Origin of the sequence: Thermoanaerobacter sp. YS13 (genome assembly GCF_000806225.2) — a bacterium.
Lineage (GTDB): Bacteria > Bacillota > Thermoanaerobacteria > Thermoanaerobacterales > Thermoanaerobacteraceae > Thermoanaerobacter > Thermoanaerobacter uzonensis.
This window is the reverse complement of sequence record NZ_JOOI01000003.1, coordinates 1-26,263: the sequence shown is the minus strand read 5'-3', so window position 1 is coordinate 26,263 and position 26,263 is coordinate 1. Positions and strand designations below refer to the sequence as shown.

Annotated in this window: 37 protein-coding genes; 1 reads left to right on the top strand and 36 read right to left on the bottom strand. The window is 29.1% G+C overall.

What is annotated here, in order from left to right; genetic code table 11:
• Positions 1-116: 116 nt before the first annotated feature.
• The 35 genes from THYS13_RS12290 to THYS13_RS12135 form a co-directional block, all read right to left on the bottom strand.
• The gene (locus THYS13_RS12290) at positions 117-1,310 is read right to left on the bottom strand and encodes an ABC transporter permease (protein ID WP_201035690.1); all 1,194 of its coding nucleotides are present in this window, start codon (positions 1,308-1,310) and stop codon (positions 117-119) included.
• The gene (locus THYS13_RS12285; protein WP_042834830.1) at positions 1,291-2,022 is read right to left on the bottom strand and encodes an ATP-binding cassette domain-containing protein; all 732 of its coding nucleotides are present in this window, start codon (positions 2,020-2,022) and stop codon (positions 1,291-1,293) included. Before THYS13_RS12285 ends, THYS13_RS12290 begins: the two co-directional genes overlap by 20 nt.
• Before the next feature lie 15 nt (positions 2,023-2,037).
• Positions 2,038-2,568: a hypothetical protein gene (locus THYS13_RS12280; RefSeq protein WP_042834829.1), complete on the bottom strand. Its 531-nt coding sequence runs from the start codon at positions 2,566-2,568 to the stop codon at positions 2,038-2,040.
• Positions 2,569-2,582: 14 nt separating this feature from the next.
• Entirely contained in the window at positions 2,583-2,732 is a 150-nt protein-coding gene (locus THYS13_RS14010) for an ATP-binding cassette domain-containing protein (RefSeq protein WP_082990422.1), read from the bottom strand.
• Positions 2,733-2,998: 266 nt separating this feature from the next.
• Positions 2,999-3,757 (bottom strand): radical SAM protein, encoded by a 759-nt coding sequence (locus THYS13_RS12275; protein WP_235603400.1) that lies wholly within the window; start codon positions 3,755-3,757, stop codon positions 2,999-3,001.
• Between the two features lie 296 nt (positions 3,758-4,053).
• Positions 4,054-4,749 (bottom strand): CPBP family intramembrane glutamic endopeptidase, encoded by a 696-nt coding sequence (locus THYS13_RS12270; RefSeq protein WP_029687979.1) that lies wholly within the window; start codon positions 4,747-4,749, stop codon positions 4,054-4,056.
• A gap of 18 nt (positions 4,750-4,767) precedes the next feature.
• A complete protein-coding gene (locus THYS13_RS12265) occupies positions 4,768-5,547 on the bottom strand; it encodes an ABC transporter permease subunit (RefSeq protein WP_153039616.1) in 780 nt (259 codons plus the stop codon).
• 5 nt (positions 5,548-5,552) lie between these two features.
• On the bottom strand, positions 5,553-6,440 hold the full coding sequence (locus tag THYS13_RS12260; RefSeq protein WP_042834827.1) for an ABC transporter ATP-binding protein: 888 nt from the start codon (positions 6,438-6,440) through the stop codon (positions 5,553-5,555).
• A gap of 18 nt (positions 6,441-6,458) precedes the next feature.
• Positions 6,459-7,199 (bottom strand): ABC transporter permease, encoded by a 741-nt coding sequence (locus THYS13_RS12255; RefSeq protein WP_042834826.1) that lies wholly within the window; start codon positions 7,197-7,199, stop codon positions 6,459-6,461.
• Positions 7,199-8,086 carry an ABC transporter ATP-binding protein gene (locus tag THYS13_RS12250; protein WP_052210533.1) on the bottom strand — a complete coding sequence of 296 codons (888 nt, stop codon included), beginning with the start codon at positions 8,084-8,086 and terminating at the stop codon, positions 7,199-7,201. Before THYS13_RS12250 ends, THYS13_RS12255 begins: the two co-directional genes overlap by 1 nt.
• A gap of 13 nt (positions 8,087-8,099) precedes the next feature.
• A complete protein-coding gene (locus THYS13_RS12245; RefSeq protein WP_042834825.1) occupies positions 8,100-9,374 on the bottom strand; it encodes a radical SAM protein in 1,275 nt (424 codons plus the stop codon).
• A 32-nt stretch (positions 9,375-9,406) separates the two neighbouring features.
• Entirely contained in the window at positions 9,407-9,694 is a 288-nt protein-coding gene (locus tag THYS13_RS12240) for a hypothetical protein (protein ID WP_042834824.1), read from the bottom strand.
• Positions 9,695-9,696: 2 nt separating this feature from the next.
• The gene (locus THYS13_RS12235; RefSeq protein ID WP_042834823.1) at positions 9,697-10,146 is read right to left on the bottom strand and encodes a hypothetical protein; all 450 of its coding nucleotides are present in this window, start codon (positions 10,144-10,146) and stop codon (positions 9,697-9,699) included.
• Between the two features lie 420 nt (positions 10,147-10,566).
• Positions 10,567-11,346 carry a helix-turn-helix transcriptional regulator gene (locus tag THYS13_RS12230; RefSeq protein ID WP_042834821.1) on the bottom strand — a complete coding sequence of 260 codons (780 nt, stop codon included), beginning with the start codon at positions 11,344-11,346 and terminating at the stop codon, positions 10,567-10,569.
• Positions 11,347-11,352: 6 nt separating this feature from the next.
• Positions 11,353-12,963: a putative ABC exporter domain-containing protein gene (locus THYS13_RS12225; protein ID WP_042834820.1), complete on the bottom strand. Its 1,611-nt coding sequence runs from the start codon at positions 12,961-12,963 to the stop codon at positions 11,353-11,355.
• On the bottom strand, positions 12,960-13,673 hold the full coding sequence (locus THYS13_RS12220) for an ABC transporter ATP-binding protein (protein WP_042834819.1): 714 nt from the start codon (positions 13,671-13,673) through the stop codon (positions 12,960-12,962). Before THYS13_RS12220 ends, THYS13_RS12225 begins: the two co-directional genes overlap by 4 nt.
• A 317-nt stretch (positions 13,674-13,990) precedes the next feature.
• The gene (locus THYS13_RS12215; protein WP_042834818.1) at positions 13,991-14,329 is read right to left on the bottom strand and encodes a DUF3796 domain-containing protein; all 339 of its coding nucleotides are present in this window, start codon (positions 14,327-14,329) and stop codon (positions 13,991-13,993) included.
• A gap of 68 nt (positions 14,330-14,397) precedes the next feature.
• A complete protein-coding gene (locus THYS13_RS12210; protein WP_052210532.1) occupies positions 14,398-16,014 on the bottom strand; it encodes a S41 family peptidase in 1,617 nt (538 codons plus the stop codon).
• 32 nt (positions 16,015-16,046) lie between these two features.
• Complete coding sequence (locus tag THYS13_RS12205) at positions 16,047-16,370, bottom strand: hypothetical protein (RefSeq protein ID WP_052210531.1); 324 nt, start codon at positions 16,368-16,370, stop codon at positions 16,047-16,049.
• Between the two features lie 50 nt (positions 16,371-16,420).
• Positions 16,421-16,561 (bottom strand): hypothetical protein, encoded by a 141-nt coding sequence (locus THYS13_RS14340; protein WP_161485942.1) that lies wholly within the window; start codon positions 16,559-16,561, stop codon positions 16,421-16,423.
• Positions 16,562-16,662: 101 nt separating this feature from the next.
• Positions 16,663-16,881 carry an SPASM domain-containing protein gene (locus THYS13_RS14990; protein WP_042834814.1) on the bottom strand — a complete coding sequence of 73 codons (219 nt, stop codon included), beginning with the start codon at positions 16,879-16,881 and terminating at the stop codon, positions 16,663-16,665.
• 366 nt (positions 16,882-17,247) lie between these two features.
• Entirely contained in the window at positions 17,248-17,730 is a 483-nt protein-coding gene (locus THYS13_RS12195) for a hypothetical protein (protein WP_042834813.1), read from the bottom strand.
• 83 nt (positions 17,731-17,813) lie between these two features.
• Positions 17,814-17,996, bottom strand: a complete 183-nt coding sequence (locus tag THYS13_RS12190; protein ID WP_042834812.1) for a hypothetical protein — start codon at positions 17,994-17,996, stop codon at positions 17,814-17,816.
• Positions 17,997-18,068: 72 nt separating this feature from the next.
• Positions 18,069-18,371 (bottom strand): hypothetical protein, encoded by a 303-nt coding sequence (locus THYS13_RS12185; RefSeq protein ID WP_042834811.1) that lies wholly within the window; start codon positions 18,369-18,371, stop codon positions 18,069-18,071.
• A 208-nt stretch (positions 18,372-18,579) separates the two neighbouring features.
• On the bottom strand, positions 18,580-18,822 hold the full coding sequence (locus THYS13_RS12180; protein ID WP_042834810.1) for a hypothetical protein: 243 nt from the start codon (positions 18,820-18,822) through the stop codon (positions 18,580-18,582).
• Between the two features lie 10 nt (positions 18,823-18,832).
• Positions 18,833-19,114 carry an ABC transporter permease subunit gene (locus THYS13_RS14985; protein WP_369819231.1) on the bottom strand — a complete coding sequence of 94 codons (282 nt, stop codon included), beginning with the start codon at positions 19,112-19,114 and terminating at the stop codon, positions 18,833-18,835.
• Positions 19,115-19,147: 33 nt separating this feature from the next.
• Positions 19,148-19,534 (bottom strand): hypothetical protein, encoded by a 387-nt coding sequence (locus THYS13_RS12175; protein ID WP_042834809.1) that lies wholly within the window; start codon positions 19,532-19,534, stop codon positions 19,148-19,150.
• Positions 19,535-19,692: 158 nt separating this feature from the next.
• On the bottom strand, positions 19,693-20,391 hold the full coding sequence (locus THYS13_RS12170) for an ABC transporter permease subunit (RefSeq protein WP_042834808.1): 699 nt from the start codon (positions 20,389-20,391) through the stop codon (positions 19,693-19,695).
• Positions 20,388-21,284: an ABC transporter ATP-binding protein gene (locus THYS13_RS12165; RefSeq protein ID WP_052210530.1), complete on the bottom strand. Its 897-nt coding sequence runs from the start codon at positions 21,282-21,284 to the stop codon at positions 20,388-20,390. Before THYS13_RS12165 ends, THYS13_RS12170 begins: the two co-directional genes overlap by 4 nt.
• Positions 21,285-21,522: 238 nt before the next feature.
• Complete coding sequence (locus THYS13_RS12160) at positions 21,523-21,750, bottom strand: hypothetical protein (RefSeq protein WP_235603398.1); 228 nt, start codon at positions 21,748-21,750, stop codon at positions 21,523-21,525.
• Between the two features lie 102 nt (positions 21,751-21,852).
• Positions 21,853-22,563: a DUF3108 domain-containing protein gene (locus THYS13_RS12155; RefSeq protein WP_042834807.1), complete on the bottom strand. Its 711-nt coding sequence runs from the start codon at positions 22,561-22,563 to the stop codon at positions 21,853-21,855.
• A gap of 2 nt (positions 22,564-22,565) precedes the next feature.
• Positions 22,566-23,318, bottom strand: a complete 753-nt coding sequence (locus THYS13_RS12150) for a PrsW family glutamic-type intramembrane protease (RefSeq protein WP_042834806.1) — start codon at positions 23,316-23,318, stop codon at positions 22,566-22,568.
• 19 nt (positions 23,319-23,337) lie between these two features.
• Entirely contained in the window at positions 23,338-23,748 is a 411-nt protein-coding gene (locus THYS13_RS12145) for an N-acetyltransferase (RefSeq protein WP_235603396.1), read from the bottom strand.
• A gap of 170 nt (positions 23,749-23,918) precedes the next feature.
• Positions 23,919-24,242 carry a DUF1648 domain-containing protein gene (locus tag THYS13_RS12140; protein ID WP_003870916.1) on the bottom strand — a complete coding sequence of 108 codons (324 nt, stop codon included), beginning with the start codon at positions 24,240-24,242 and terminating at the stop codon, positions 23,919-23,921.
• 67 nt (positions 24,243-24,309) lie between these two features.
• Positions 24,310-24,639, bottom strand: a complete 330-nt coding sequence (locus tag THYS13_RS12135; RefSeq protein ID WP_003870915.1) for a DUF1648 domain-containing protein — start codon at positions 24,637-24,639, stop codon at positions 24,310-24,312.
• A gap of 235 nt (positions 24,640-24,874) precedes the next feature.
• Between THYS13_RS12135 and THYS13_RS12130 the strand changes: the two genes are divergently transcribed.
• A complete protein-coding gene (locus THYS13_RS12130) occupies positions 24,875-25,792 on the top strand; it encodes a 1-phosphofructokinase family hexose kinase (protein ID WP_042834805.1) in 918 nt (305 codons plus the stop codon).
• Positions 25,793-25,921: 129 nt separating this feature from the next.
• Here THYS13_RS12130 and THYS13_RS12125 read toward each other — a convergent pair.
• A partial coding sequence (locus tag THYS13_RS12125) for a class I SAM-dependent methyltransferase (protein WP_042834804.1) occupies positions 25,922-26,263 on the bottom strand: 342 nt, incomplete at its 5' end.

The following is a 26,263-nucleotide window of genomic DNA, read 5'->3' as shown; positions in this document are numbered from 1 at the left end:
GTTACAAAACGGTTACAATTTAAAACATAGAAGACGGTTTACTTCATCTGAAAAAACAGATGAAGTAAACCGTCCTCAGTGTTTGTTTTACTTACCTTTGCTACTTATAAAAGTTTTTACACCCTAAATAATGCCCATTCTTGTTTAAACATTAGTGCTGCTATATATATACTAATAACCACATATACTATTGATGAAAATACAAATATCCCTATGTGTGTCATATTAACAATTCCATAAAGTAATTCTTTAAATATTGAAATAGTCCCAAATACAGGTATTGAAAAATAAGATATAGGTATTTCATTTGGCATTTTATACATAACCAAATATGCCGGAATTATTGCAATAAACATTAAAGGTGAAATATATGTCTGCCCTTCTTTAAAAGATTTTGCATATGCACTTAAAGCAAGCTCCAGTGCTGCAAATATTGATGCTGTGAAAAAGGCAGCCACGAACATGACAACTATTGCGCCTATATTCAACCTAAAATCGGCATTTAAAGATGCCATATCTTTATTTAAAGAAAAGGAAGCAAAAAGTCCCAAAAGTGAAGCAATAGCACTTATAAGTGCCATGGTTGTTACAGCTAAGTATTTGCCCGCCATTATAGAAAGTCTTGATGCAGAAGTCGTAAGTAAAGGTTCTAACGTACCTCTTTCTTTCTCACCTGCTGCCAAATCAACAGCTGCTCCCATACCTCCTGTTGCCGTCCATAAAGTCAAAAGCATTGGCACAATGAATGCTAAAAAAGACCCTGCCATTTTACTCTGTGAGGCAATATTTTCTGTCTTTATTGTAATTGGATCTAATATTTTAGGATCTATGCCTTTAGCTATAAGTCTTTCTTTTACAATATTATTCGCATATTCTTTTATAAGACCTCTTATCATATTCTCTGCATTTGAAGATTTCATATTTGACATGTCTACCTGAATTGTTAAATCAGTATTTCTACCTTCTTCTATATTTTTGTCAAAATCAGAAGGTATAACTACAATTGCCCTTATATCGCCTTTTTCAAGACTTTCTTTGGGATTTTGCAAACCCGTTACTATACTTATTCCTGTCGATTTTAAATAATTTATAAATTTTGCATTATTTCCTTCATCCAAAACTACTATTTTTGTATCGCTTATTTTTTGCTCTGATATGCTTTCTGCTCCACCTATTACTATGTACATCATTATAGGAATAAAAAGAGCAGGAAGTAAAATTGTAACAATCCATGTCTTTTTATCTCTAAAAATGTCCTTTAGCTCTTTTTTCAAAACTATGTATACATGCTTAAACTTCAATTTTCTCACCTACCAATTCCATAAATAACTCTTCAAGATTGTCTGTTTTGTATTTCTCCTTTAAATCTTTTATAGTCCCTTCCTCTATACGTTTTCCTTTGTGTATTATACCTATCTTGTCGCAAAGTTTTTCTACCTCTGACATGCTGTGGCTTGAGAAAATAATTGTCTTTCCTTCTTCTTTACAAAACCTTATAAAGTCGTGCACTTCTCTTACTGAACCTACATCGAGTCCTGACGTTGGCTCATCAAAAAGCATCACCTTAGGGTCATGTATTATTGATCTTAAAATTGCCACCTTTTGCTTCATTCCTTTTGAAAGCTTGCCTGCTGGTCTATCAATAAATTCAGTCATATCAAATTTACGGGCTAATATATCAATTTTTTTATTTGCCTCCTTTTTATCCATATCATAAAGCTCTGCAAAATAAAGTATATTTTCTCTTGCAGTAAGCCTGTCGTATAAACCACTTTCTCCTCCAAAAAGTATCCCAACTTCTTTTCTTATATCTTCTGGTTCTTTTATCAAGTCTTTTCTATTTATAATGGCTGTTCCATTCGTAGGCTTTAACATTGTAGCAAGCATTCTTAAAGTTGTGGTTTTGCCTGCGCCATTTTCACCCAAAAGACCATATATTTCTCCTTCTTCTACCTTAAAACTTAAATTGTCTACTGCTTTAATGTTTTTAAACACTTTAGTAAGCCCAATAACTTCTACCAAAATTACCCCTCACCTTCAATTTTTATTATTTTTTAGGTCTAGTACCAATTTAGATAATGCTTTTTGAATCGGCAGACTGACTTCTTCAAGAAAATCTCTTAAAATTCCCTCTGATTTAATTTCCGGTTCTGGAATAGGTTCAAACCAATTAAGAAAGAGTTTTTCCATAAATTCTTTAGCAAAATTCTCCGTCACAATGCGATCATCAAAATCTGAAACTGATAGAAGTTTTCCTCCATCCCTAAAAAGTATAAAATCCCAAAGCCTTATTCTTCTGGTTTCTATAATTTGTAAGAATAATTCTCTTGCCTCTTTTGTCATCTCCCCTTTTATAGCAATAGCTCCCTTCATACCACTCCATGGCTCCACAGAAATTTTAGGTAGCCCAAGAAATTCTTCTCTTCCTTCAGAAAGTGTCATTGTTGGATCATCAGGAAATCGAACTTCAAAATGAGATGCTGAAAGTACACCATATTTAAGCATAACTTCCCATATATCAGTATCTCTTCTCTTTCCTATGAAATAATATTCTCTTTCTTTTGACATAGCTCTCACTCCCATCAAATCCTTAAAGTAGTACTTTTCCCTGCACCATTTGGACCTATAAGCCCTACAACTTCACCTGGATACATATCGAAAGAAATTTCATCACCTGTTTTTACCTTGCGATAATACTTTTTTAGATTTTTTACAGAAAGTATACTATCCATTTTCATCCTCCGTTTATGTAAAATTTATACAAATTATAATCCCTCAAACTAAAATAAAAAAACAATTAATGGAATACAATACTATAAATTCTACAAAATCCCCTAAAATCCTTCTTCTATTTCCAATCTACAGTAAAATTTAACATAAACTTAACATAATTATACCTTATTACACTTTTATGTTTCTAACAGTTAAAGCGTAATCCAAATCATAAAAATATTGCAGCAGGTAGTGGAGTAATTTCTTTTCATCTCCCATAGGTTAATTATGTACCAATTGATAATTCTGTTATAGAATGATAAAACAAAGGTCTGAGTTTTTTAATTTTGCGATTATATTCAATATTATTACTAACAATTTGAAGTAAAATCTGTATCGGATATTTATTTAAAATAGAAATCCTGTCTTCATTTAATAACATTCCATTCGTGATGAGAAAGAAATCAAATTTATATTTAGAAGCAATGCTTATAAATTTTAACAACTTATCAAATCTTACTAATGGGTCTCCTCCTGTAATAAAAATCTGATCACAACCATGTTCAGTTAATTCAAAAAGAAACTTGTTGATTATATTTTCATTCAGTAGGTAATCTTGAATACTTGAAGATGCCAATTTTGTACAACTTATACATGGAAATAATCTGGGCTTTTCATATATCTCACATTCGAGGGAACAACTGGAAACAAAATTTATATATACTGCTTTTATCTCTGAAATATTGTCAAAATCAATTGGTACAGAAGTACCTGCAAGCCATTCATCATGAAAATATTTAATATGAGGTTTTTCTGTAAATCTTATAAGTCTATTGGATATAAGGAAATTTAAGATTTTCCCCCATTTGTCTTTATATATCTTTTCCATTTCGTTACATTCAAAACCTTCTAAAGCTTTTTTTAAAATCTCTATATTTTCCTTTTCTACAATAAAAATTTTAGAATTTAAGAAATCCAGAATTAAACCCATATCTTTGTTATGAATAAATCTCACTCCGTATCCCAAACTAATATATCGTTTCATACGCTTACCTCCCATGGAAAATTATAATCACTATAAAACAAAATGTTTTTTAAAACAATAAAATATTAATCAGATTACAGTACAAATACTTTTCCTGTAATTATTTATATTATCTTACTTTAAAAATAAATTTTGCTTGAAAATATGTTAAATATTAGAAATAATTTGGTGATATATGGTGCCTAATTGGCATCTAAAGATTTTTCTCTTTAAAATATGCATAAAATATTTTCGTATTGCATTTTGATTTTATTATCACTTTAAAATCTTGAGGGATGCAACAATAATCTTTAACCTTATATTAACACTACTGCCACATTATAAGCCCAATGAAGCAATACACAAGGATGGATACTTTTCACTCGTGTTGCTATTAATGCTAAAATTAATCCAAGCGGAAAACGAATAAATAAATTAATCTTTATATCTTCATTAGCATGAAATACAAATGCAAAAATTAAAGCATCAATGACTATAGAAGAATAAACATTAAAAATTTTCTTGAGTTCTGTTAATATCACACCCCTTACAAGAATTTCTTCTGACAGTGCTACAGCAAAGTTATGTAAAACCAAAATAAAAAAAAGAGTTTGTTCAATATGGTAAATAGTTAATATTGAAGCAAGTAAAATTGCAAACGAAACTAATATCCAAAAAATATAAATTCTATTTCTTCCATACACCAAACCAATGCTATAAAAGGACTCCTTTTCATACACTCTCTCATATAAAACTGGTAGTACCCCCAAGAAAAATATTACTGGAATAGAGAAAAAAATTATTACATCTTTTAGAGAAGTAACTTTATTTATATCTAATATAATTGGTCTATTTAAAAATATAGAAGTTATAAATAAAAATGCAATAAGAAGAGCAATAGGAATTACTATTAGAGCAGATATTTTTACGCTTTGCACAATTAATAAATCCCAAAACTCATTAGGCAACATTCGAGGGTTTATTAAAGTTTTCTTTATTTTCCCTTTAATCATTATATATAACCTACCTTTTTAGTTCTTAATTTCCATTTTTGAAAAATAACACAATGTCACAATTAAAACTATTGCGATATATATACTAAGAAATCCAATATTTTGCATGACTTTTATTAAAAGCTCGTGTTCTGTTTTATATATATTCCCCCATGCATTTATATCAGCCAAGTAAGTTGGAATAAATACTTTTATCTTATCTACTTTTTCTAGAACTTTCATTAAAATTATTAAACCTATGGACAGAAGATTGGTTTTATAAACACCAAAAAATAACGACAGCAACATAGTAATCATGATTAACAAAGCAATTTCAAATATTGAAAGAAGAGGCATATACAAAAATCTTAAATACTCTTTTCCTAAAAACTCATTGGTTGCAAATTTTATATTATAAAGGAAAATATAATAACTGATTATACCGGAAAAAATAACGAAAAAGATAAAAACCATCAGAACAGTGAGGAGAGCAAGCACCTTTGACAATATTATTTTTACCCTGTTTTCTGACCTAACAAGCAGCAAACTTAAGTTACCCTTTTCCAATTCACCTGCAAATGTTGAAGATGTAAATATAATAAATATAAAACAAAAGAAAAACAGGGTTTTTAAGAACCCAAACATCATAATAGCATATTGGATGGCAGAAAATTTCTCTCCCCTTATCGTTAATATATCACTTCCCGTTTTTGCAAGTAATCCAAAAAGCAGAAGCAAAAAAACAGATATCAATAACGACCAAAAAACATCTTTTCTCTTGAATAATTTATATACTTCTATATAATAAAATCTCTCCATTGCTTTCACTGCCCCTCTATGTAAAATAATTCTAATAAACCTGCTTTTTTGATATCAATGTCTAAAATATCAATATTTTGATCATAAAGTTTTTTTAATATGTTATTTAAAATTTCCTGTTTTCTTACAATTAGAACATTGTCTCTTAAATCAAGATAATTATTCATAATTTCATGTTCAAAAGTATTTTTATCAAACTTTTTATTAGATAAAATTATATAGTATTCTTTTTGTTTTACAGCTTCTTTAGGAACACCATCATACAATACAACTCCTTCTCTTAGCAAAATTACTTTATCACATATTTCCTCTACATGTGGCAATTGATGGCTTGAAAACAAAATACTTACTCCCTTATTTTTACTTAAATAAACAAGTTTTTCTTTAAGTTCATTAACACCAATTGGATCAAGTCCTATCGTTGGCTCATCGAGAATTAAAAATTGAGGGTCACTCATTAATGCTTGTGCCAAGCCCAATCTTTGTTTCATTCCAAAGGAAAACGTAGTTACATATTTATTTCTTACTTCCCACAAACCCACAAATTCCATTACCTCTTGAATTTTTTTGAGATTATAGTTATTACTTGCTATCATTAAAATTTTTAAATTTTCTAAGGCAGTCAAATAATCGTAAAAGGCAGGTTCTAAAAGTAGACCAATATCCTTTATCACTCTACCATAATTTTGAAATAGATCATAGCCAAACAGCTTTATACTACCTTCTTCAGGCCTTAATAATCCAGTGATGCATTTAATAAATGTTGTCTTTCCTGCACCGTTTGGTCCTACTAATCCTACAATTTCACCTTTTGAAACTTTTATACTAACATTACACAGTACAACTTTTTTACCATACTTTTTTGTTAAATTTTCTACACTGAGTATCTCCATCCTGTATTGCCTCCTAAATCAATATCTACCCAATTTACCGCTTTTTCTTGCGTAATTATACATACTTTTATATAAAATGTACCCTAAAAAACTCCAAAATAAAGTGTTAAAGATAGCAATGAAAAGAGTTGTAAAGGTAATATTTGTACTCATACCCATTAGTATCACACTGCTAAACGGAATAAGGGCTTCAAAAATACACCTACCCGAAGAAATATATTTAGATGGAATAACAAATTCAATCAAACTTAATAAATATACTAAATTCAACAAAGATCCTACCTTTCTATACATCATTGTTAACCCAACAAGTATCATCCCTATACTTATTCCATTAAGTAAGGTAAGTAAGATAGTGAAAGGTGATAAAAAAGTATTAGTATTTATAAAAATCCTCACCAAAATTAAAATAATAGTCATTGGGAAAAAAGAAGTTATAAAGCTTATTAACGATCTGCAAATTAAAATTTCAGCAATGGTATAATTACTATTAAACACCTGCTCAAAAGTTCCAATTTCTATATCCTCTCTCAATGAGCTACTAGGTGTTCCTATTAAGGCCAATAATAAGGGATATATAATTAAATTTTCAACATTATCAACATTACTAAATTTATAAACCCCAAAAATAATTGCTGTAATTGCTATTATAAATGAAACAGTATTTCCTATAATATCTAATGGATAATTTTTTAATAAATTTGTTAATTTTTTTATTTCAGCAATAAAAAGAACACTCATTTTATTTATGTATGACACTATTTATCCTCCTTAGGAACTATAGATAAGATTTCTACTTTTTTATTCTTTACAGCTTCCGCAGCCAGATACAAGAAATCATAATCATTCATTTTAATTTGTATTGAGTAAATACCTTTTTCATTATCAATAACCTCATAACAGTATTTTTTTAATGATTCTCCTATGGTATAGTCTAGTATTTTAAAATATACTCTTAATTCCTTGCTAACAAAATTAGTAGAAGACGCGATTACAAGTTTTTTATCTTTAATTATATATTTAATATCACAAATTTCCTCTAAAAAATATTTATCATGACTTGAAATTATAACACTTAACCCTTTTTTAACAAATTTTAAAATAATATCTTTTATAAGCAAACTATTTTCAAAATCTAATCCATTTAATGGCTCATCTAATAAAAGCAACTTAGGATTACCCAATAACGCTATTAAAAACATCAATCTTTGTTTCATACCTTTTGAATATGATTCCACTTTCTTAAATACAAAACTTTCCATATTCAATTCTGATATAAGTTCTTCTATAATTTTATTCCTTTCTCTTTTATTATAAAGACCTTTTAGGATAGCAAAATACTCTATGTTTTTATAGCCAGATAAATTCCAATACAGACTTCTATTTGTATCAGGCATAATACTTATTATTCTTTTTACTGCCAAAAATTCTTTTTGAACATTCAATCCGTCTACTAGTATTTCACCACTATCTGGAAGAATCATCCCTGAGAGCAATTTTATAAAGGTAGTTTTTCCGGAACCATTTGATCCAATCAACCCTATTATTTTATTCTTTGGAATTTCTATGCTCAAATTTTCAAAAATTATTACATTTTTGGCAAAACCTTTACACAAATTTTTAACTGAAACTATATTATCTGTCACTGCCTTTTCCCCTCTATACTATTTTATTCTTTTCCCTCTTTAAACTTTTAAGTATATTCACCACATATTTATAATATTCTGTATACATGCTGCAATAACTATCCTTTCCAAAAAGAGTATAAAAAGAATAAAATGCATTTGCCCTACATCCACCACCACATAAATATCTATACTTACAATTTTTACATTCTTTAAAATCATCAACATGCAAATTTCTAAATTTTCTGGCGTTAGAAGAATTCAATATTTCTTCTAGGGATGTATTTACAATGTTACCAAAGGAAAATTCTCTCACATGCAACATATGACAAGGATAAACATCTCCATTTGCAGCAATACTGATTAATTTTTTCCCTGCCTCACATGATCTCTTTACTTCTACGCTTATATTTTCCACCGAAATATCATTCTTCCCAATTTTATCTGACAAATATTCACCAAGATATATTAATTCACTCGTAGAAGGAACAAAATCTTCACATTCTTTTAAATTATTAAAATTACACGTTAAAAGACTAAAACTTACAGACACATTGAGACTTTTTGCCAGTTTAATATATTCCTCAATATGATAAATATTTTTCTTATGCAAGGTCGGCAAAATATTCACTGATATTCCTGATGATTTTATGAGTTTAATTGTCTGTATCACCTTGTTAAAAATACCGGAATCTCTTAAATAAGTAGCATTTTCTTCATTGAAACCATCAATTGAAACGGCGATATAATCAACATATGGTTTGATATTGTATAATACGCTTTCTTTTATAATAGTACCATTTGTAATAATAACAACTTTTTCTACCATTATTTCTTCTTTTGCATATTTAACAATTTCATCTAAGTCATTTCTTAAAAATGGCTCTCCACCAGAGATAATTAAATTTTTTAACGAATACTTTTTTAATTCTTCAATTATATGATTTATTGTCTCTAGTGAAAGGTCTTCCTCTCTATTCCTCGCATTATCTCTTGAGTAACAACCTATACAATGTAAATTACACTTGTTAGTAATATGTAAATACGCACTATCTATTTCATTTTTGTCTTCTATATGAATTGAATCATCATGAACTATTTCATATTTAAGCAAAGCCTTCAATAACTCAATATCATCCGCATCAAGATCTTCTATGAGAATAGACTCGCCATTTAATGCTTCTCTTATAAAACGAAACCCTTTATCACTAAGTCCAACCATAGAACCAGTTTTGTAATTACCAATAATATCTATCCCTTCAATATTAAAAAGAATCGTAGTTGGATAAGGTACTACCTTAATTCTCATATTTATTTCCTCCTATTCTAACATTAGCCAAATCAAAATGGCAAAAATCTTTTAAAACTTCTTTTGAATTTATAAGCAGCCTCTCTATCTAAGAAATATTTCCCGTTTGGACACCTATTTAAAACTCCATATTTTAATAACTTTCTAATAACAAAGGGAACAAAAGGCTTTAGCAAAAGTTTAACAATAGCATTTTGGGTGTATTCAATTTCATTTAATGCTAAAGCTTTTTCGCAAGAATCAGCACCTTTTTCTTCAAAAAATTTTATACATCTGTTCTGTAAAAAAATAATAACTTCTACACCACCAGAAGAAGACATCATTACTCTCCTTTTTTTTCATAAGATTTTTTAATAAAATTACCAATTTTGCTGCCAATAAAACTAAACAAAGCAGCAATTATTATAAATACAAACAGTCCAGTTATTACATTACCGGTTTGACTAATATGTATCTGAACTACCGAATTCTGAGACATTGAATTTAATCTATCAATAAACTCTTTTGAAGAAAAAGCTGGAGTAAAAATCAACATAATTATTTCTATTGCCAAAACAATAATAATATTAAATCCTACCACCTTGATTAATCTTGTCGGATTTAATAATCCATTAATAAATGATATTATAGCAACTGTCACTAAAGGGCCAACAATAGTTAATAATATGAAAGCTAAAAGAGTTAAAGAGTTTTTCATTAACGCACCTATTGTTAAAAGAAGTGTTATAATTAGTATAGCTACTATTCCTATAGCATAATTACTTCTTTGCATTTTCTAAAACCTCCATTTTTATTTATGGACGCACGCTCCCCTTTTTGGGGAGCATGCCAATGAGGTAATTTAATATTTATTTTCTGACTACCACCTAAACAATTAAATGCTCCAGTTGTTATAGTTATAACCTATGTTTACACAAAAAACTACACCTACACTTATGCAGCCAGCCTTTTTATTTCCTCCAGCAAATACAAATAACATTACTCCTTACACCTCCTTTTCCTTTAAATTTACTCCTTGGCATACCTTTAAATTCAAACCCTACTTTAATTCGAAGAAAGTTTTTTAATGCCTTAAGTACGTGTGCTTTTTCCTTCATTTTTAATTTTACAATCCATTTTTTCCAATGTCTACTATATCTTTGTATAGTTTTGGCGAAAAAATAAAAAAACTATACAAAAGTATAGTCCAAATTTAATCTATTAAATTAAGCTTAATAGCTTTTGCAATCGCCTGTTGAAAGTTTTTTACTCGCAATTTTTTAATAATTTCTTTTTTATGATACTTTACCGTAGCCGGTTTTAGTCCGAGTTCCATCGATATGGCTAATTCTGTGTATCCTTCTGCACACTTTTTTATTATTTCAATCTGTTTATCTGTCAATTTTTCAAGGTCTTCTTGTGATTCTAAATCCATTTCTCTTTTATATTCGTTGACAATTTTATATACTAATAAATCTATAAATCCTATCATTTCATCTGCCATATTATGTTTTACTGTTGATATGTCTAAATAGCCCACTATATCATTATCAATACAAAGAGGCGTGGCTATACAATACCATTGTTTGAAAATATCACAATAATGCTCTTCCGGTTTTAAGTAAATTGGTTGCTTTAATTTCATAGCCAATGAAATGGCATTTGTCCCACAGCTTTCCTCCTTAAAAGAGGTTCCTCTCTTAATACCCAAGCCAATAATATCCTTGTATATTTTTTTGTTGTATAAAATATCTAAAAGATATCCTTCGCTATCCACCAGCAAAAAAATATATTTTTTATTCAATTTTGTATGTGCTCTATTAACACATTTTTTAAAAACCTCTATAAATTTTTTATTCTCTTGTAATTTCCTTTTCATTTCCTTTTCTTTTAAAGATATTAGTGGAGCATCTATCGATTTTGTAAGCCCTATTTCCAAACACTTTTTATAAGAAAAAAGTATTTCATTAGACTTTATATCTTCTGCCAACATCTCACCTCACTTCAACTCCAACCTCTCAAATATAAAGTTTGTAAAAAGTAAAAACACTCCCGATTCCAAAAACATCATTAAAGCCGCTGTTAAAACTCCTATTGACATATTCTTTGTTATAACACCTAAGGGAATCGCTAGTGCTACTACTGGCATAAGTATAAACAAAAAACCAAAAATCTTAAATAAAGGCATTGCTGCTTTAAGGTCTTGTTTTGAAGGAAGTAAAAGCTGCATAAATGCAGCAGAAAAACTGTCCAAAGTTGAAAAACTTATAATAAAAACTATTGCAGTAATAGTATTTAAAATTCCAGCTTCTATAAATATTGATGCAGGAACAATAATAAGTATTGCCGCTATAAAAGCCTTAAGTAAAGGAATAAGATTAACAGCTATTAATTTTTCAATGCCCTCTCCCGGAATTATGTATATATACATTTTATTTAATTCTGTACTAACTGTAGAAGCAAAACTTAAAATCCATGTTATATATGCATAAAAGAAGGACATTGCAAATATAATAGTAGGGTCATCCTTGGGCAAAAAATATCCAAAGGCAATTGATGCTAATAATAAAAATAGATTATACCAGTTAAAATATATAGAACCCAAACTTCTTTTATTTTCAACCATTTTCAGCCATATAAAAGCCCATGGACCTTTCGGCTGCAAATTAATTACCACATCTTTTTTCTTTTTTATTTTTTTTGCAGATTCCTCACTAGAGCTTACAAATCCTTCTTTTTTAACTTTATTTCTTATTTCTCTAACTCTTTCACTGTACGTAATAACCTCTTCATAATAGTCTGTTGCAAAGTATAAAGCTAGTAATGTAAAAATAATTATTGTTAATAACTGTATGATAATAAGCTCTAAACAATGAGCAGACTCTCCAGTAAAATATGTAAGAATAAGAAGTTTTGTTGGACCTACTATAGGTACATAATTCCATATATTCGATGCTAAATAACTAGCAACACCAAAAAAACTTGCTTCTTTGTATATAAAGTAAAACATAAAACCTATAAACAAAATCAGGATACCTGATAAAATATGATTTATCAATTTTTTTGCCTTAAATTTCATTGAAATTGAATAGATAAAAAAATTTAGCGGCACTAAAGTAAATATATTTGTAAAAATACCTATATAGGCGTATATCAAATTTGATGGATATTTAATAACTGACATTATATTTGCTATAAAAGGAAAATATATAACAAAAAATATAGAAATGAATAAAGTCTTAAAAATTCCTTTTGTCATATACAGCAAAAAGATTTTTCTTTCATCTATAGGCGATGAAAAAAGAAAAGTCATATCTCCTTCTTCGAGTATTATTCCAGGCTGTTTTAAAGAACTGTATATTGAAAGTATTATCTCAAAAAGTATTATTCCAACTAAACCTGCTTCTAAATAGGATAACTTGAGCTCACTTACTTGAGAAAGTTTTGCCTTATTATCCATATTCCCAAGAATAATAGAAACAAGCATCAAAAAATATCCTAAAAACATAAAAAGATAAACAAATATTCTTTTTGGATTTCTAATAATATCCTTTATTGAATTTTTTAACTTCATCAATTCAAATATAAAAAGTGCATTTATCTCACTCATTTTGTTACCTCCAAAAACAAATCTTCCAATGAGCCTTCCGGTCCTGCTTTCTCCATTACTTCTTCAAGTGTGCCCTCATATATGAGTTTCCCTGTTTTTAAGATAAGCACCCTGTCTCCAAGGTTTTGCACAGAATCTAACATATGTGTACTTAAAAGTATTGACTTACCTTCTTTTTTAAGGTCTTTTATAGTATCTTTAAGTTCTCTTATAGCTTTTGGATCAAGTCCCACAAAAGGCTCATCAAAAAGCATAACCTCTGGTTTGTGTAAAAGTCCGCATATTACCATAACCTTTTGCCTCATGCCCTTTGACAAATTAGCTCCCAATTCATTCTTTTTATCTATAAGGTCATAGGCATCAAGATATTTTAAAGCTTCTTCTTCCCAATTTTCAAGCTTATAAGCAAGAGCTATAAATTTCATATGTTCCCATACTGTAAGCATTGGGTATATATCCGGAGTTTCAGGTATATAAGCAAGTTTGAATTTTGCCTCATTATCTTTATAGTCATAGCCGCATATTTTTATTTCTCCTTCTGTCTTTCTCAAAAGCCCCATTATAGTCTTTAAAGTAGTACTTTTCCCTGCACCATTTGGACCTATAAGCCCTACAACTTCACCAGGATACATATCGAAAGAGATCCCATCAATGGCTTTTACTCTGCCATAATACTTTTTTAGATTTTTTACAGAAAGTATACTATCCATTTTCATCCTCCGTTTATGTAAAATTTATACAAATTATAATCCCTCAAACTAAAATAAAAAACAATTAATGGAATACAATACTATAAATTCTACAAAATCCCCTAAAATCCTTCTTCTATTTCCAATCTACAGTAAAATTTAACATAAACTTAACATAATTATACCTTATTACACTTTTATGTTTCTAACAGTTAAAGCGTAATCCAAATCATAAAATATTGCAGCAGGTAGTAGAGTAATTTCTTTTTATCTCCCATAGGTTAATTATGTACCAATTGATAATTCTGTTATAGGCTGATAAAACAGAGGTCTGAGTTTTATTTTTGATTACTTCCTGTGTATTTATAAAGTAGATAGGAATCTATAATAGAAATTAAAGCAAAAATAATGCAAAACATAGCTTTAAAAATTTCATAACTTACGTTAAATATCAGCATTATTAGCATGAATGATAAGAAAAAACTTGTCACAACAAAACTCACTGTATGCGCTTCTGCCATTTTGTTTTGAAGTTGTTTATCTTGTGGGATGTTAATATATCGACTAGTAAAAAAGTTTGAGAAAAAAGCAAAAAATGCAAAATACATATAAGATCTAAAAAATCCTAAAAAGCCAAGAAAACCAAGAAAGCCTAACAACCAAAAGAATTTTTTCATACAAGAATTCCTCCTAATATGCATAATTATGACCTTATGTTAAAATTATACCAAATTACTAATATTTTTCACAATAAGAAAGACAGTATTCTCTTTAATACCGTGTCATATTTTACCATATCTAAAATATTATTTTCATTAACGTTTTCCCTGTCCTTGAGATAGTTTACAAAATCCTCATAAGACTCTTCCACGTAAATATCAGGCTGTGTACCTACTTCTTCATTTGCCGTACCATCAGGGTTTAACGCCATATTGTTTGGATATCTCACTATAAGCCCACTATTTGGAAGTATAAGAGGGTCTGGATTGAAACCAAGTCCACCTGAGGTAGGCGTACCAACGACAGTCGCCCACTTAGTAGCCTTTGCAAATGAAGCAAAGCCTTCTGCCGCCGAATAAACCCCTGCATCAGTGAGTAAATATATCTTCCCTTTAAATCCCACATAATTTTTTGGAGTCACTGTGTATGAAATCTCAGCAAAATAGCCAAAATCGTCTTTCAGTTCAGGTGGGTAGTTTTTACCTTTGGGTAATTTATCTAGTGTTTTTGTATACTTAATGTCGTAATTTTTCACTACCGTATATGTTCTATAAGTAATTTTTTTATATACCAAGGGTTCGACTATATTTTCAATCCAGTATGCTATGTTCCCTCCCCCATTTCCTCTTATGTCAATTATTAAATAAGGATAGTCTTTAATTTCTTTAAAAAAGCTATATATTTCTTTCCCATCTTCTTCAATATCGTTTTGTGACATTTTCATTTCTGGTATTTTTAAATATGCTACTTTGTCTTTTACCAATATACCCTTTACCAAAGGCATTTTATTATCAAGCACACTTTGATTTATCCTCACTTCAATTGGCTTTAAAGTTTTTTCTATCTCTTCCCCTTTAGGGCTTAAAAAAGAAAGTTTTATTGTATCGCCTAAAGTATCAGCGAATACGTAAAGTTTATACTTTACTATTTTATTTCTCTTGAAATCATAGTTTAAAAAGGTTTTATCCATCAGAGATTTTACATATTCATCAGTCTGTAGCTCATTTACTTTTAAAAGAATTGAACCTTCAGGTATACCATACTCCTTCAGTGATTCATTCTTGTTGTACGGTATAGCAACGTACTTTCCTTCTATATATGAAAAAGCTATTGGCAAAATATAGGTTGTTTCTTTAATAGTTTGTTTCCAGTATTCATAATCTTTTATAATTATAGGATTCGATAAAGGATTTAATTGCTTTTCTTCACTTTTAACAACTTCGTTAAATGCTTTCTGGAATCTTTCAAAAAGCTCCGGACTTACTAAACGAGCATGAGCAACCTGTAAAAGCGTTACCATTCTTTTTATCTCATTGTAAAATTCAACATTGTTTTTTGTTTCTCTAATCTTCTTTTCAAACTCCTCTTTATGAGACAGCCAGTCAAATCCTGTCTTTCTTTTTCCCATCTCAAAGAATGGATAATTTTTCTGCAATGTATTATATAGATACTCAAAATCTTCCAATTTTTGCTCAGCAGTCAGACCTTTGTCTAAATTGATATCTTTTAAGTTTTTGTAATATTTATTGTATACCTCTGAGTATGAATATGATGGATTGTAAAATAGCATATAGCTTAGAAAAAAAGCAGCTCCTATGACCATTATTACTGCTAATACAATTTTTATATTTTTTTTAGACATGGACACTGCCTCCTATATATTTTTAACCAATTTTAACTCAATTTTAATATTGGAACCTTAAATATCAATACAAAGAAAAGGAAAGAGAAAATCAATATTAAATCAGAAATAAATCCGTCAACAGAAGCATTAATAAACCCCAAATTCTCACTGGCGTATTTCCTAAGAGGATAATAGACAACACCTGCAAAAACAGGAAAAGACCAAAGCGCAAGTAATATTCCATACACGAAATTATATTCCATTTTCAATGTATTAAAACCTAATAACAGAAAACACACTAGTCCTGCTTCGGCGATGAGAAAATAAATCGTTTTTAACGTCCCTTTTATGGTTCTATTATCTTTATATTCCATTACTTTATTCCTCCTAATTATAAAATCTTTATTTTTATGATTTTTTATATTTATAATGAATAAATCTTTCTATTTTGCTCATTTTGATAAAACAGAACCTTCTGTAAAATCTGACAATTTTCTTCTGAAGCTTTTAACTCTGCTAATTTTAATAACACATTCTCTAGTATTTCTTTCATCATTATGCACATTATCTCAGCTCCATATGACCTATCTTTATTTTTAATATCCCCAAAACTCCCTAAACAAAAAGGACATATATATTTAGCCCAACAGGCTACACATAAATCATCTAAAAATTTGTCATTATTTCATCAGATGAAATATTTATATTTCCAACAGATAGGTCGGTGCCTATAAACATAAAACAAGGATATATTATTCCATCTTGAGTAACTGCAAGATTATTAACTCCTGCTGGACAAATATACTGTATAGGTATTTTTCTTATTAATCGTTGTATTACTTCTATAATAATTGCACACGAATTAATAATTTTTTCTTTTAGCATAGTATCAAAGGTATATTCTACTGCTTCTTTAATATATTTTTTAATTATTTCTTTATCTTTATTTAACGATAAAAAATGGTCCTACTCAATACAAACAGGTGTAATATGGGTTATTAAGCAATCAAACTCATTTTTGAAAAATTTAAACAAATCCACCAAGCTTATATTATTTTCAATATGCTTATGAGTATAAGTACATTCAAATGCAATCCTGTTTTTATTTATTCCATTATTAATCAATTTAAAATAATTTTCTTTAATAATATCAAATGTACCTTTCCCATTTTTTTGACTATTAGATTGTCATGTATTATTTTTTCTCCGTAAATACTAAAAGTAATATTAAAGTTAAATTGCTTTATCAAACTAATTGATTCTTATTGATTCTTCAGGAAAATGACCCCCATTAGTGACCATTCCAAACCTCGGCATATAACTTATAATATTATTTCTTTTTAAATCGTTAAAATATTTACATATAAAATTTATTATACTATAATTCAACATCAGCTCTCCACCAAATATTTGAATAGTGTGAATTAAATCAAAATTCCTTATAAAATAGTCAATAATTTCTTTCGCATCTTCAATGCTCATATCTTCAATCTTAAGCCTATAACTTCCACCTTTTGCATAACAATATTTGCGTCTATAATTATAATTATTGGTAACAATTAAAACTCCAAGCCAAACACATATCAATCCAAAACAATTAGCTCCGCAAATTGCTCCAAAACACCCATTTCCATGGATAGGAGGCTGATTTGGTATACAGTTACCTATAGCAACTCCAGGTGTTTCTTCTGGGATTATTTTTAAATTATTTTCACTTATTTGAATCTTTTCCATTTAAAAAACTCTTTTGCCTTTTTAATAAAATGTATGCGTTTTGAACAAATCTTTCCTAAATTAATATTAACATTTCGATGAATTCATACGCACCACATTCCTCCCCCAGTACAAATAAAATCAAATCCAAGACATATTACTCCTGGTCCTACACAGATAATGCCACCTAAAGCATCTAGCTGAACTTGAGATTCACTATTTATTATGCCGTTACTTACTGCAATATCTTGCTTTAGTCCTTCATTCTTCAATACTATAAGTTCCATAAATATATCCCTCCTACATCAATTGATAATTAAATTTTTACTTTTACCACCTCCTTCAGTAAACTTTTATTTTTAACTATTTATATAAACTATATTAAATTGCTTTTCTGCTTTTTTAAAATTATGTGCTTCTGCTTCGTATAAGCGTATATAAACCTTATTACTATTCAACAGCATTTCATGTGTTCCTACTCCACATACTTCACCATTATCAATTACTATAATTTTATCCATATCTATAATTTTAGAAAGCCTGTGTGCTACAATAACAACTTTATGATCTATAGATATTTTAGCTATTGATTTCTTAATATATTCTTGTGATTCATTGTCAAGTTCCGACGTTGCTTCATCAAATAAGATTACATCTTTCAATAGTGCCTTGCAATAGCAAGCCCTTGTTTTTGACCGCCTGATAAATTTATTCTATTTTCCCCAATAATAGAATCATATTTTTACAGGTAAACTCATAATGTAATCATGTATATAAGCAGCTTTATATACTCTTTTTATATCTTCATCGGAAGCATTTCGATTTACTATTAATATCTATAAAGTGTAACGATAAGAGCTACTTTTATTGTTAGATGTGTACCGTATATACTCGAGCTGTATAAATCCCTGCCAAGTATATCTGAACCGAGCGGATAATTTTTGTCATGAGTAGATATTCAAATGTATATTTGCCTGATGAAGTTTGACGATATCCTCCTATGTCAACCGAAAATGGATCTTTGGCAGCAAACATTTGAGGATAAAAATATGCTAAGGCAAGTACTATAATCAATAATAAACCGATAATTAACGTATCATTAATTCTTTTCAATTTCTGCGCCTCATGATACAGCAATTTTCTTTATACCGTTTCCAACTAAGATTAAAAAATGCATTAATAAAAATAATAATAAAAAACCGATGATAACTCCATTTATATCCCTAATCCTCATTGATGACAAGAACAATCCATAATAGTTGAATATAAATTCTATCACTGCCTGGCTTGTAAACATAAGTGCAATATATGTCGATGAATAGCTTAAAATATCTGGTAATGCATTTTTCAAAGCATGCTTTATAATTTTTGTATTGCCGTATCCCCTGCCTTCCAGTGATAAAATAAAATCATTTTTGTATACACTATTTAAAGATATTCAAATAACCTTCGCAAGATAAACTGCAAGAATTGTTGTTAATGTTATCACATGCAATAATGCAAAATTTTCTGAAACAGAATATCTTAATAATAGATGCTTTTGTATAAGATATACTACAGCAAATTGAATTATCATTACATAAACAACATCTGGTATGGAAAATAGAATATTTATTATAAGTAATTTAAATGCATTTATTTTTCCATTTCTATCACTTATTAATATTCCAGAAATTACGCCGGTAGATATTGATAATATCATGGATGGTATCATAACTTTAAAACTTAATAATAAACTTATAAAAGATAATGGCAGAACAGGTCTTTTGTATAAATCAGTGCCAAAGTTACCTTGCAAATACCTTTTTATTGTCTGCCACGTCATATTAAGCACATTATCTGTAATTTTAAAGCCACTATGGCTGTATCCATTATAAATTAATTAAGTTGAATAAAAATATAATAGCAAATATGATCATAATAATAAATATTAGCTCTTTTAAAATATTCTTTATTAATGGTATATAATGACCTCAAATCTTTTCAGGATAAATCATAGTCGATTTCCCTATTTTTAAAGACAATATACGCTAAGTAAAAAAATATAATTATATACAATAGCGATAATGCAAATACTCCAAAATCATAAGCCGTAATAAATCTGCTGTAGCTTATCTTTATAAGCTGCTGAATTGGTGGTAAAATATATTCTAATATGTCATATGGCTGATATAAACCTAATATTATAGGAATAAATCCAATCATAAAAGCTGATTTATTTGTATTGATTGGCGATAAAAAAAGAATAATCGCTTCAACCTGAAAGTAAATCAATAATATCGGTGTCATAGTAATAATAGCCATAGAAAATGGGTATTCTTTACTTACTCTTGTATAAAAATATGTCACAACAAATACTATCATTAAAAACACAAAATCTATCACAAATGCCGCTATCGCCTTACCAGTGATATAATCAAATCTGCTTAAAGCTTTTGTCATGATAATATGTATGCGCCTGTTTCTTTCCCTGTTGGTAATCCTGTAAGTTGTAACAATTGCCAGTATACATGATATAAGTCCCATAATAAAATACGCTTCATCAACTGGCATCGTTTTATTATAAAATGTATTGCCATAACCAAAATATAAAAATGCGCCAACGATAAGTAATTCGGCATAAAACCCTGTTGCTCTGAAATATTCACAGATAGTAAAAATTGATAAGTTTATCTTTTTCATCTTTCATCTGCCTTTACCAATGGAATAAAATATTCTTCAAGTGATATTTTGTATTTGACCCATTCATCTATTAAAACGCCATTTTCTAAAATAAATTTAAGAAACTCTTCTTTTTCGCCATTTTTTTGTTCTTCAAATATGTAGTTATCATTGTCAATAGTAATAATTTTATATGTATTTTTTAGATTATTTAAAAGAGTTGAATTAATGCCGTGCGCTGTCAATTTAAATCTTTTATTAACTGTAAGGATTTTGTCCAAAGAACCTTCTTTTATAATTTTTCCTTCATTAATTATCGCTATATCTGTACACATTTTTTCTATTTCATCAAGATTATGGGAAGACAGTAGAATTGTTTTATTTTTACTTCTCAAATCAATTATTATATCCCGGATTTCTTTTCTTCCAACAGGATCCAATCCCGATAGCGGTTCATCAAGAATAAGAAGTTCGGGATCCTGTAATAATGCCTGTGCAAACCCGATTCTCTGAAGCATACCTTTAGAATATTTGCTCATACGTTTTTTACTATGACTTTCCATCCCAACAAGCAATAAAACTTCATCAACTCTTTGCTTCGCATTTTTAATACTTAACATCTTAGCAAGATATGTTAAATATTCTCTACCAGTAAAAAGGAGATGGTAATCAGGCTTTTCTGGAAGATATCCTAATCTCCCACATACATTTACAGGATTATCGCCAAATACTTTTACCTCTCCATGGGTTGGCTTTATAAATCCGAGAATTAATTTGATAAGTGTAGTCTTTCCAGCCCCATTTTTCCCTATGAGCCCCAGTACATGATTTTTGCTTAGAGAAAGATTTATGTCATTTAAAACATTTTTACCATAAGTCTTTACAAGATGCTTTATTTCAATAATATTCTCCAACAAAATCTCTCCATTCCCATAAACTTAGGTAAACAAATTTGCTAAAAATGATTAACTGCTGTAATTAATCATTCATAATTAAAAATACTTCATTTGTATCAAAATTCACCATCCATTTACCATTTTCATGAAATTTAAAATTATATTTAGTTTTCATTTCTCTCCACTCCTAATGCCTAAGTCAGTAATATCCTTGTATATTTTTTTGTTGTATAAAATATCTAAAAGATATCCTTCACTATCCACCAGCAAAAAAATATATTTTTTCTTCAATTTTGTATGTTGTATGTGCTCTATTAACACATTTTCTAAAAACCTCTATAAATTTTTTATTCTCTTGTAATTTCCTTTTCATTTCCTTTTCTTCTAAAGATATTAGTGGAGCATCTATCGATTTTGTAAGCCCTATTTCCAAACACTTTTTATAAGAAAAAAGTATTTCATTAGACTTTATATCTTCTACCAACATCTCCCCTCACTTTAACTCACCCTCTCAAATATATAGTTTGCAAAAAGTAAAAACATACCGAATCCAAAACCATTTATAAAGAATCTGTTCAAAAAGATTTTATTTGTTATTTTCAACCTTTTTAAGCTTATACACAAGTTTCCCGTTGTCATATTGATACAAAAGCCTCTTTTCATCATCTGAATACCAGATATACTGCTTAGCTGCTCCTGCCTTTAATTCAACTTTAAAGCATTCTGCTTCTCCATACGGAACTGTCACTTTCTCTTTAGATACAACTTTATTTGTAATAGGCACTATCTGAGCAGTTGAAGCTATAGCATCATATATAGTAAACTCTGCTCCTATTTTAAATGGATATGCCCTCATAATCATAAGAAGAGAGTCATTGTCATAATAATATTTAGGAAGTTTAACAGTTAGATTCTGCTCCCCTTTGGGAGTTTTAGCCTTAATATTCCACTTATCCTTGTAGGTAGTCTCTATCTTTATATCCCCTTGTGGTGACATTACACTATAATAAGAACTTACGGGCATTAAAGTATCAGATTTAACTGTAGTACCGCTATTCAGTTGTGTTGAGTCAATCTTTGTGATAGACGACATCTCATAAGTATTTGTGTTTTGAGACTTTTCAATTGCAAATTCTGCTGTACCTACCAGTTTGTCATTTTCAAAAATATCATAAGTAAGCTTTTGATAATTTCCCCAAGGTATTTGACCTATTTCCATAGGCTTTGCATTCTGTGAACAGCCTGCAAGAATAAACAATGTAAAAATTATAACTGGCAGTAAAAATTTTTTTAACATAGTTAGACTCTCCTTTCCCTTTTAATAGCATTTTTATAAAGAAAATAAAGCAAAACATAGCCTAATAAAATACTCAACATTAAAAACGACATTGAATTAAAAAACGAATAAAATTGAGGATAATATTGGCATAGAATCACAAAACCATCAATAAACATATGATAAAAGATCGCAACAATAAAATATATCAAGAGGATACTGAATTTTTTATTAAAAACATAACTGCTAAAGCCTATTCCTATTATACCTCCCATAATTCCATGTCCCTGAATAGCAAAGAACCTTTCTAAAACATAACCAAAGCCTAAAGTTAAACCTACGGGAATCTGTAGCCCAAAAATTTGACCGTACTGAGGGTAATAATATAAAAACATTAAAGACATTGCTTCACCTATACCATAAGCAAGCCCCGTATATGTAAAAATCGCTGTAGAATATTTTAAATCTTTAAATTGTACCATCATATTCTTATCAAGAAAGTATACTACAACCAAAACAGCTAATAATTTGGCCAATTCTTCCCAAAAAGCATTATCTGCCTGCACAACAGTAAGCACATACCACAATGAAGTGTTTAAACTTAAAAGATAAACTTCCCAGTGCTTTCTCAATAAAAATACTATTTGAAATAAAAAACCAGAAATGAAAAAATACACCCACATCCTGTTTTTTATATGTATATTACTTTTCCTCAGTGCTATAAACAAGAACAAAAATACTATAATTACATCAACAAGCACCATTACAAAAAACATTTAAAGCACCCCTTTTAGATTATAAAATCATTTCCATTTTTATACTTTGAGGCTTGAAAGACAGGGATTCATAAAATTTTATTGCTTCTTCATTAAAAGCCCATACAGTCAATTCAATTGAAGAAGCATTAATTTCTTTCCCATATTCAATAGCACTTTCTAAAAGTTTCTTTCCAATACCTTTTCTTTTAAATCTTCCTGCTACGCATAAATCTTCTATATATACTACTACTCTGTCAACAAGAAGCGGATGCTCTTCAATCTTTTTTATTTTATAAATTATATACCCTGCTATCTCATCGTTTTCATTTTCTGCAACCATAATTTTATACTCTGGGTGAGACAACTTATTTATATAATCTTCTTTGTCCAGTGGAATATCGGTATCTTTGTAATAATCTGGCCTAGCTTTATAATGAATCTCATGCACTTCCTTGGAAGTTATTAGACAAGAAATTTTTTACACAATACTATAAATTCTACAAAATTCCTTAAAATCCTTCTTTTATTTCCAAAGCGTAGCAAAATTTAACATAGTTTTAACATATCTCTATCAGGTTGCCTTCTAACAGTTCTAACTATTTATAATCAGAAAGGGTACTATTTTCGTATAAAAACATACAATAGAAAAATGTCAAAAAGTAAAAGTATAACCCCTGCTGCAATATCATATATCCCATGAGAAATTTTCCTTTTCCCTTTTGCTTGAGGATATTTTATTGCAATATAAGAAAACAACTGCAATACAGGTATAAAAAATATAAATTCCAACTTAGATACAGCATAATTTATATTTCCAAAAGCATCCCTTTGAAGTGGTATACTTTCAGGTAGATACTTATATGCAAAAATATTTATAATAAAGGTTATAACTGGAAAAATATAGCCACATTTATAAAAATATTTTATTACTCTTCTTGACATTTTAGTACTATCCTCCTTTATTTACTTATTTTTACTATAAAATGTTTTCAAAAAGTTAAACTTACAATTACCTTTTCAAAACGCTTTTTAAATTTATTATAAGAATTATTACATCTACACTTAGCATAAGCAGATTAACAAAAATAGTGTATAAATACGTATAAAGTGTTTCCCCTATACTTTTTGTCTTGAGTTTCACATATCCATAAAATAATAATTGTATTAAAGGAAGTATAAAAATAAATGTCATTTTAGAGACAGTATTTGAAATACTACCATCAAAATGCCACTGAATAGCAACATTCTCAGGCAATGCCTTATAAAAAATGATGTTTATGATAAATGTGAAAACAGCAAATAACCAGTTATTTTTGCCTAAAAAACTTATTGCTCGCATAAAATTTTTCTCCTTTCTTATATTACGTTTTCCTCTTCATTTAGCTATTTCTTTTCATACATCAAGCCAAATATAAGAGCTAAAAATATCAACCAAAGAGTCGTTATAATTATAACACTCGCTTCCTATAAAATCCATTATCCTTTCGTATAGTATTTTAAACTATAATGCCTTGTAACTCATCTTTTAATAGTTTATAATGGAAAAAAAGAGTATACGTAAGGAGGAGATATTTTTGATTTTTACACTGACACTAAACCCATGCTTAGATAGATACTTATATATCGATGACCTTATACTTGAAGATACAATAAGAGTATATAGAATTGAAGATTATGCTGCAGGAAAAGGAATCAATGTCTCAAGGGTTATAAAAGAAATTGGTGGAAATTCCATTGCCATATGCCCTCTAGGAGGCAATAATGGAAATCAGATACAATTCCTTCTGGAGAAAGAAAGAGTACTGTATTCAGCAATAAGAATAGAGAAAGAAACACGCATGAATATTATAATACAAACTTTAAAAGGCCAGTATAGAATGAGCCTACCCGGTGCTCCCCTTACAAGCTTAGAATACGACCTTATCATAGATATGATAAAAGCAATAACAAGAAGAGGAGATACTCTTATAGCTTCCGGAAGTTTGCCTGAAGGTTTACCCTCATCAGTTTATTTTGATATTGTAAAACTATGTAATGATATGGGCCTTAGGGTATATGTTGATACTGATGGGGATAACCTTAAAGAAGCAGTAAAAGCACATCCTTTTGGCATAAAGCCCAATCTGTTTGAGCTGTCAAGATTGTTAGGAAAAGATTTAAAAAAGGAGGAAGTACCTTCTGCAGCAAAAGAAATAAGTGAAAAATATGGCATAAATGATGTTCTTGTAACACTTGGGAAAGATGGTGCTATTGCTTATGTGGATAAAAAGACATATAAAATAGACCCAATAGAAGTAAAAGTAAAAAGCGCAGTAGGAGCTGGGGACTCTTTTCTTGCAGGATTTGTTTATAAAAGAGATGAATCAGTAGAAGAGGCATTAAAATGGGCAGTAGCCAGCAGTTCTGCTTCAGTTATGAATGAAGGAACAACTCTTTGTAAGATAAAGGATGTGGTAAATCTTCTTGATAAAGCTAATGTAAAAACGATATAAATTAAATGGGCGTAAGCCTGGCATTAAAATAAAAAATGGCATCATATATATAAATGCCACAAAGTCTTTTAAGGGCTACGCCCATCCATATTACATTATCACGTAGTTATCTCCACTTAATCTATCTTATCACAGATACTGGCTATTTTTTTCTTTAAATATGGTTAAAACACCGGAACAATAGGAAAGTTTTTCAAAACTTATTTTTAAATCTGGCAACAACTTTATTATTTTATCAGCTATAATATAGTGTTCTTCATCATCCCATATGTCCTTGTCTTTTTCCTTTGCCTTAAGCATTTCTTCAGTATTTCTAAATGCTACATCTCCAAATATTATCGCACCATTATCTTTTAAATTTTTTAATAATTTAGTTATTAATTCTACTTTCTCATCATCTGTCAAATGGTGAATTGCATAAGAACTTATAATATAATCAAAAATTATATTGTTAAACTCTTCAGAAAGTCC